General features: G+C 57.8%; 8 protein-coding genes and 1 pseudogene. 5 read left to right on the plus strand and 4 right to left on the minus strand.

The genetic code is table 11. The features are described 5' to 3' along the window. Window positions 1-74: 74 nt before the first annotated feature. Together ACW9H9_RS28015 and ACW9H9_RS28020 are read right to left on the minus strand one after the other, a co-directional pair. The gene (locus ACW9H9_RS28015) at window positions 75-2207 is read right to left on the minus strand and encodes a M48 family metallopeptidase (protein WP_457346613.1); all 2133 of its coding nucleotides are present in this window, start codon (window positions 2205-2207) and stop codon (window positions 75-77) included. Between the two features lie 125 nt (window positions 2208-2332). Then, window positions 2333-2536 carry a hypothetical protein gene (locus tag ACW9H9_RS28020; protein WP_457346612.1) on the minus strand — a complete coding sequence of 68 codons (204 nt, stop codon included), beginning with the start codon at window positions 2534-2536 and terminating at the stop codon, window positions 2333-2335. A gap of 233 nt (window positions 2537-2769) precedes the next feature. On the opposite strand from ACW9H9_RS28020, the gene ACW9H9_RS28025 reads away from it, so the two are divergent. The 5 genes from ACW9H9_RS28025 to ACW9H9_RS28045 all read left to right on the plus strand — a co-directional run bounded on the left by ACW9H9_RS28025 (window position 2770) and on the right by ACW9H9_RS28045 (window position 5743). After that, window positions 2770-2985 (plus strand): tautomerase family protein, encoded by a 216-nt coding sequence (locus ACW9H9_RS28025; protein ID WP_457346611.1) that lies wholly within the window; start codon window positions 2770-2772, stop codon window positions 2983-2985. After that, window positions 2982-3632, plus strand: coding sequence for a DsbA family oxidoreductase (locus tag ACW9H9_RS28030; protein ID WP_457346610.1), 651 nt, complete (start codon window positions 2982-2984; stop codon window positions 3630-3632). Before ACW9H9_RS28025 ends, ACW9H9_RS28030 begins: the two co-directional genes overlap by 4 nt. Before the next feature lie 31 nt (window positions 3633-3663). Then, entirely contained in the window at window positions 3664-4374 is a 711-nt protein-coding gene (locus tag ACW9H9_RS28035) for an SDR family NAD(P)-dependent oxidoreductase (RefSeq protein ID WP_457346609.1), read from the plus strand. Between the two features lie 257 nt (window positions 4375-4631). Next, window positions 4632-5285, plus strand: coding sequence for an acyltransferase family protein (locus ACW9H9_RS28040; protein WP_457346608.1), 654 nt, complete (start codon window positions 4632-4634; stop codon window positions 5283-5285). Beyond that, the gene (locus tag ACW9H9_RS28045; protein WP_457346607.1) at window positions 5282-5743 is read left to right on the plus strand and encodes an acyltransferase family protein; all 462 of its coding nucleotides are present in this window, start codon (window positions 5282-5284) and stop codon (window positions 5741-5743) included. The genes ACW9H9_RS28040 and ACW9H9_RS28045 overlap by 4 nt, the downstream gene beginning before the upstream one ends. A 149-nt stretch (window positions 5744-5892) precedes the next feature. On the opposite strand, the gene ACW9H9_RS28050 is transcribed toward ACW9H9_RS28045, so the two are convergent. Beyond that, window positions 5893-6069, minus strand: coding sequence for a hypothetical protein (locus tag ACW9H9_RS28050; RefSeq protein WP_457346606.1), 177 nt, complete (start codon window positions 6067-6069; stop codon window positions 5893-5895). Between the two features lie 173 nt (window positions 6070-6242). Then, a pseudogene (locus ACW9H9_RS28055) lies at window positions 6243-6591 on the minus strand (ATP-binding protein); the annotation flags it as partial. Between the last annotated feature and the right edge of the window lie 145 nt (window positions 6592-6736).

Genomic DNA, 6736 nt, shown 5'->3' on the forward strand with positions numbered 1-6736 from the left:
CCGTACGTACGGTGGTGTGAGAGGACGGCGGATGTGAATCCGCCTCCTACTCTATACGTGCGATACGGGCCGGCCTATTGCAACAGGTCCCGTGCGCGGGAGGCGTTGATGTAGTCGACCAGCAATTGCAGCAGCTCCTCGGCCCCGAGCCGTTGGTCGTCGATGCATAACTGCGTGGTGCGCAGGATGATCAGCCTGCGCCACTTTTGCAGCCACACCCCCGGCACGCCAAAACCGGTGCCACGGGCGTTGGGCAGCGGGGCGTCGGGGTGCAGGTACACAAACAGCCAAAAGCCATGGGTGGTATGGATCTTGACGTGGGAGATATCCCGGATCGGCACCGGCTGCGCCAGGTTGGCGAACACGAAGTCATCCGGCGTGAGCCTCAAGGCGGTCAAGGGGGCGCGCTTGATCAGCCGCAACCCCAGGCCCAATAGCCCAAGCGCCAGCACCAGGCTGAGGGCCCCCAGTGTCTGCATCGTCTGCGACTTGTCCAGGCTCATGCCCGGGGACAACTGCGACAGCAGCAACCAGTAAAGCGCCAGCGCTGCAAACGGCAGCGCAATCGCCACCAGGATCGTGCCCCGCAGGCGACTGCCCTCGTGCAGGTATTGCTCACCCTCGACGGCGTCTACATGCGACTGCAGTTCTTGGGTGTACTGCGTGTCCTGGTTGACGTGGGCGCTTACCTGTTCGCAGGACAACTGGCGGCGCAGTGCCGGGGCGTCTGCGAACCAGGCGTTCAAGGCGGCGCTGGCCTGCGAAGGGGCGGGAGCGCGGGTGGCACTGGCCAGCACTTCTTCCACCGGCACGCGCAGGGCGCGCAGCCGCTCATTATTGGCGGGCAACTGGCGGGCAGGGTGCGCCTGGCACTCATTCAGGGCGTGGGCCGACAGTTTCAATTCGCGGTGCTGCAACTCATCGATGACTTGCCGTACCAGGTCCTCGACCACCGGCCATTGGCGCGTATTCAGGTCTTGGTACACCCTCAGCAGCTCCGCCAGGTGAGGGGCCAGCACCGAGGTGCGCAGCAGCGCCGAGGCCACTGCGGCTTGGCCCACCAGCGAGGCCGCAGCGGCGTCTGCGTTTAATTCACGTGTGCGGGCCAGTGGCATCATGGCCTCGCCCAGGCGCTCCAGAAACAACTCGCCAAACAACCAGGCCGGCACCATCAAGCTGGCTCTGGCCTGCTCGCTGGCCCGTATGTTGGCGATCAACGCCTCAAGGTTGTCGCGTGTGCCGTTGTAAACCGGCAGAAACCCTTGGCTGTAGTCGCTTTGCTCGCCCACAAAATACGCCAGTTCATGGCCGATCAACGCACCTGTTTCCTGCGCGTCCAGCACCGCCAGGTACAGCAGCGGTACGTGCAACGTGCGGCCCTGCAGCATGATGTGATCGGGAGACAACCAGGTTTCGCCAGCCGTGACGTAGCAACCCGGCGCCAGGCTCACCACGATCTGATCCGGCGGCAGGGCGCCCAATCGCGTGGCCCACGCATTCACTTGGCGCCACAAGCCCGGCGCCTGGTCAGGCCTTACGAGCTGGCCAAACAGGTGCCGTGGCTGGGGTTGCAACAGCCTGAGCAGCGCCGGTGATTGCAGGAGCATCAGGCACACGACATACAGGCACGCCAGGGTGAAAAACAGCACCCCCAAGGCCAGCTTGACGTTAAAACTCGACATCGTTCCCTGCTGCCATTGCGCAAGGGACTCATACAGCGCGATCAACACCAGGGTGGGGGAGATTGCCCACAAATGGGCGAGCAGCAGGCGCGGCACCCAGCGCTCGCCCAGGGCCAGCACCTGTAGCAACTGCGCCTGGGATTGACGCGCGCGCCTACCTGCCCATTGCATCCACAACAGCGCCACCACGCCGACGCCAGCGGTGAACAGCGCAAAGCCGATCACCCACGGCGCCAGCCATTGCAGCGCCTGGTTGACGCCTTCGCTGAACGCCATTTCGTCGTCGGCCTGCTCCAGGCTGGCCAATGCCTGCTGCGCGGTGGTGTGCTTGTCGTCGAGGTTGACCGAGGTGTTGGGGTTTTGCGCGACCAGGCCGCGCACGTAGTCCAGGTCGGCAGGCAACTGGGCCTTGAAGGCGGCTGTTTTTGCGGTTCGCAGGTCCGCGCGTTGCAACTCCCAGGCGCCGCCTGCGGCGAGCAGCAAGGGGAGGGCGATCAGCAACACGATGAGTCTCAAGGCGTTCATTGGCATCCGTTCACAACGCAAAAAGGAGTGACGGCGTTATACAGAAAAAAGCCTGGGAGGGGGATGCAAAAGTGGCACTTTAATGGCGACGACAGGCAGCGCCGAGACGCTGCCCGCCTGGCCTGTCAGTTCTGTGGACGCTGCTTGGTGGCGTCCAGTTCAGCCTTTTTGGCCGTACTGATTTCGGTGATTTTTGCCGACTTTTCAATCGCCATATTGAACGTGGCTTCCATCTTGGCAATCGCCGAATCGGCGCTGCTGGTATTGCCGGTGCCGCCGGTAGCCGGGGGCTGACCGCCGCCGCCGCAGGAAGGAGGAACGCACGACATTGGAACTCCTTGCATCGTGAGATGCGGGTTGAGGGGGATGGGGAACACCAGTGGATGTTACTTAGCCATTATCCCGCCCGGGTGTGAAAGCTTGTGAAAGCGCAGCGATCAATTAGTTACATCGCATCACTAATGAAGTACTCGTAGCCGTCTTTATCCGCTTTGAGCAACCTCATAAATTGGCCCCACTGCCTGCCCATCCTCCTGAAGGGCACGCCACTGGAGCCTTTGCCATGCCTTTTGTCAGCGTACGCATCACCCGCGACGGCGTTACCCGGGAGCAGAAAGCCCAGGTGATTGCCGAGATCACCCACACCCTGGAGCGCGTGCTCGGCAAGCGCCCCGACCTCACCCACATCGTCATCGAAGAAGTCGACACCGATAACTGGGGCTACGCCGGTATTACCACCACCGCGTACCGCAAACAGCTGGCGGACGACGCATCATGAGCGCGCCCGTCACCATCGACTTCATCTCGGATGTGGTCTGCCCCTGGTGCGCCCTGGGCGTCACGGCGCTGGAGCAGGCCATCGACAACCTGGCCGGTGAAGTGTCGGTGCAACTGACCTTCAAGCCGTTTGAACTCAACCCCGACATGCCGGCCGCAGGCGAAAACGCCGTGGCCCACATGATGCGCAAATACGGGCGTAGCGCCGAGGAAGTGGCTAACGGCAAAAAGATGCTGATGGAACGCGGCGAGGCCATCGGGTTCACCTTCGACCTGGAAAAACGCAGCCACTTCTACAACACCTTCGACGCCCACCGCCTGCTGCTGTGGGCCTTGCAGCAAGGGCGCCAAGTGGCACTGAAAAAAGTGCTGTTGAGCGCCTATTTCACCCACGGCCAGAACCCCAGCGACCGCGAAACCCTGGTGCGCCTGGCCGCCGAAGCCGGCCTGGACCCGGCTGGCGCCCGCGTCGTGCTGGACTCGGCCGCCTACGCCAATGAAGTGCGCGAACTGCAAGCGTTCTACCGCGAACGCGGCATCAACTCGGTGCCCGCCATGGTCCTCAACGGCCGCCAACTCGTCTCCGGTTCGCAATCGGTTGGTTACTACGAACAGCTCCTGCGGGAAATGTCTTCCGCCGCCGCTTGAAAAATCCCACTCCCTATATAGAGGTTTCACCATGAGCAATTCGAAAAAAGTCGTCGTCATCACCGGCGCATCCCAAGGCCTTGGCGCATCAGCGGTGCAGGCTTACCGTCAACTGGGCTACCGCGTGGTTGCCACCTCCCGCTCGATCCAGCCGTCCACCGATCCGGACGTGCTCACCGTGGCGGGCGACATCGCCGACCCGGCCACCGCCGAGCGCGTCATCCGCGAAGGCGTGGCCCGCTTTGGCCGCATCGACAGCCTGGTCAACAACGCCGGCATCTTCGTGGCCAAACCGTTCACCAGCTACACGCCGCAAGACTACGCAAACGTGCTGGCGGTGAACCTCAACGGGTTCTTCTACATCACCCAACTGGCGATCACCGAAATGCTGAAGCAAGACGCCGGGCACATCGTCAACATCACCACCAGCCTTGTGGACCACGCAATTGACGGCGTGCCCTCGGTACTGGCCTCGCTGACCAAAGGCGGGCTGAACTCGGCGACCAAATCCCTGGCGATCGAATACGCCAAACGCGGCATCCGCGTGAACGCCGTGAGCCCGGGCATCATCAAGACGCCAATGCACGGCCCGGAAACCCACGAAGCGCTGGGCAAACTGCACCCGGTTGGGCACATGGGCGAGGCGAGCGATATCGCGCAAGCGATCGTGTACCTGGAAACGGCAGGGTTTGTGACAGGGGAAATCTTGCATGTGGACGGTGGGCAGAGCGCTGGGCACTAAGGCGGGCGAGTGAATTGGAAACGCCCTGGGTCGTATGGCTCGGGGCGTTTTTATATACGTGCGGCGGCGGCCAGAAGTGACGCCCTGCATTGTTAGTCATTGAATAGCCCTTGAAGGGTTGAACGCAGCGCTGATAGTTACCGTAAGTGTTGCAAGGCGAAGATGAGGTTGTCTAAAGGCATTGAAACGTCAATCTGGCTAAAATGGCTATTTCTGTGGATAATCGCGACGCGCCGTGTTAACGATGAGCCGCTTAAATGCCAAATCAATCTCTAAAAAAATATTTATATATTGATGCGATCAGAGGGCTGGCAATTATTTTTGTTGTGCTCGTACACGCCTCTCAGCATGTAAAGCCGATCAGTTCTTGGCTCGCTCATATAATGGGAGAGGGCGCAAGTGGTGTGCAGTTTTTCTACATCGCCAGTGCAGTGACACTGTGCATGTCCTGGGCAGCACGCAAAAACAACGAACTGCACCCCGTGCGCAATTTTTACTTGCGGCGCCTGTTCAGAATTGCCCCCCTGTTTTACTTGGCGATTATTCTGTTTTTGTGGTTGAACGGTACAAAAGCCTCTTATTTTTCGCCCAATGGAATCAGCTGGTGGTTTGTTCCCATGACCGCGCTGTTTCTTCACGGGTTTCATCCTGAGACTATCAATTCTGTAGTTCCGGGTGGCTGGTCAGTGGCTGTGGAAATGACCTTTTATCTGGTTTTTCCACTGTTGATGTGCATTAAAAGGTTTTTTTATTTTTTGATCCTCTTGCTGGCTTGCCTGGCCTTGCAACCCTTTAACGCGCCGGTGTCGTCTTACTTTTTTACCTACGGTGAAACGCAAAAGTACTTGATCGACAGCTTCACGTTTTTTAATTTTTCAGTCAACTTCCTGTCTTTATCATCGGCATCATGACCGCCTGGGTATTGACCCACTGTCGTGTCGGCATGCGGGGAGCGATAGCGGGGGGCATTGCGTTCATTGCCTTGTCTATCGAATTTTGGTGGCCCCACCAAGCGCTTGTCTCGCACCATGTGATTGCGGGTGGCATGTTTGCCATCGTATCGATATTTCTGGCCTACCACCCTTGGCGACTGTTCGTGAACCGCCTGACGGTGTTCTTTGGGCAGCTGAGTTTTAGTATGTACCTGGTGCACATCGCCGTTTTAAAGTTTTTGGGCAGGGAAAAAATCGTCGCCTTTTTCGGTGACGGTGACTTGAGCAGCCTGGCCTTCTTTTTACTGGTTATCGCCGTGACTGTCGGTGTTTCGTGGCTGACGTATCGCTATATTGAAAAGCCGGGCATTGCTGCCGGGCGGCGGTTGATTGATCGGTTGGAAGGTAAAACGGCGGCTGTGCCTCTGTCACTCTGAGGGTACTGTTAGCGTTTATCGTAGGTTGGATGTGGTTTTAGTGTGTTTTGATTTTGCATGATTTGCACAAGTTCGTTTCCTAAATAACCCTACCCCAGCGGGGGCTGGGGCAGGGTGCACTGTTTTTTAAAATGAAGAGGTTAAATATATTAACCGCCCTTATTGCACAAAAGTTCGCCGATAACAGGCAAAGGTACAAGCGAGCTAATTGTCTGAACGAGGTTGCAGGGTAAAGTGTCGAGCAAACCGGCTGACGCGGATTGTGAGGCGAGAAGACTGCCTGTAATCAGGGTGGCAACAAGAAGTTTGCTGAATGCTTTTTTCATGGCGTATACCTGTTGGGCGGGGTAAGTTGCGCAATTTCAGAATAAAGTATTCAAGGGTTTTTGAAATATTGAATTGGTGTTAATCGAAAAGTCAGTTTCAGCGTTTTAAACGTTTTAATTAGTCGGTATGAATGAGGTAAATCGATGAGTACTGGCCTGCGATGACCCGCAGCTTAGCTCGCTTCAATCAATGCTCGTTCCTCCTGCCAGATCTGCTGAACACGCTGATCCGTGATCGCGTAAAGCCCATGCCCGCCGCATGATGATGTTCTTGGCAACCAGCGCAATCGGCACCGGTTGAATCTCCTAAACCCGAACCTCCCGGCCCAGTGCTGTTGAATATTCCGCTGCCGCATCGTTGGAAAAAAGCCCGCGCACATCCCCGGGGGCAGAGGCGATTTTGTTGAACAGGGTCTGGGCCAAACTGCCCAGCCGCTTCACTTTCTCAAGCTCGATACGCGCTGCCGCCGAGCGCAAGGTGCTGGCAATAATCGGGAGAAAAACGTCGAGCTTACCGTTTTGCTAATTAAGGTGGCTTTTTGTGTAGATGACTGACGAGGGTTGAATCACCAGCCTTTTAAAGAAACGGGGAACGAACGGGGAAAATTTATACTAGTGTGCTGTTCGCGAAATAAATTTCTGAGTAATTCGTCTACACTTCAAACGT

It is taken from the genome of Pseudomonas sp. SDO5215_S409 (assembly GCF_054071325.1).

What these genes read in the sequence shown, in the direction of transcription:
- ACW9H9_RS28040 (WP_457346608.1), top strand. Translation starts at nt 4,632, where the DNA reads ATGCCAAATCAATCTCTAAAAAAATATTTATATATTGATGCGATCAGA.
- ACW9H9_RS28015 (WP_457346613.1), bottom strand. Translation starts at nt 2,207, where the DNA reads ATGAACGCCTTGAGACTCATCGTGTTGCTGATCGCCCTCCCCTTGCTG.
- ACW9H9_RS28045 (WP_457346607.1), top strand. Translation starts at nt 5,282, where the DNA reads ATGACCGCCTGGGTATTGACCCACTGTCGTGTCGGCATGCGGGGAGCG.
- ACW9H9_RS28030 (WP_457346610.1), top strand. Translation starts at nt 2,982, where the DNA reads ATGAGCGCGCCCGTCACCATCGACTTCATCTCGGATGTGGTCTGCCCC.
- ACW9H9_RS28035 (WP_457346609.1), top strand. Translation starts at nt 3,664, where the DNA reads ATGAGCAATTCGAAAAAAGTCGTCGTCATCACCGGCGCATCCCAAGGC.
- ACW9H9_RS28050 (WP_457346606.1), bottom strand. Translation starts at nt 6,069, where the DNA reads ATGAAAAAAGCATTCAGCAAACTTCTTGTTGCCACCCTGATTACAGGC.
- ACW9H9_RS28025 (WP_457346611.1), top strand. Translation starts at nt 2,770, where the DNA reads ATGCCTTTTGTCAGCGTACGCATCACCCGCGACGGCGTTACCCGGGAG.
- ACW9H9_RS28020 (WP_457346612.1), bottom strand. Translation starts at nt 2,536, where the DNA reads ATGTCGTGCGTTCCTCCTTCCTGCGGCGGCGGCGGTCAGCCCCCGGCT.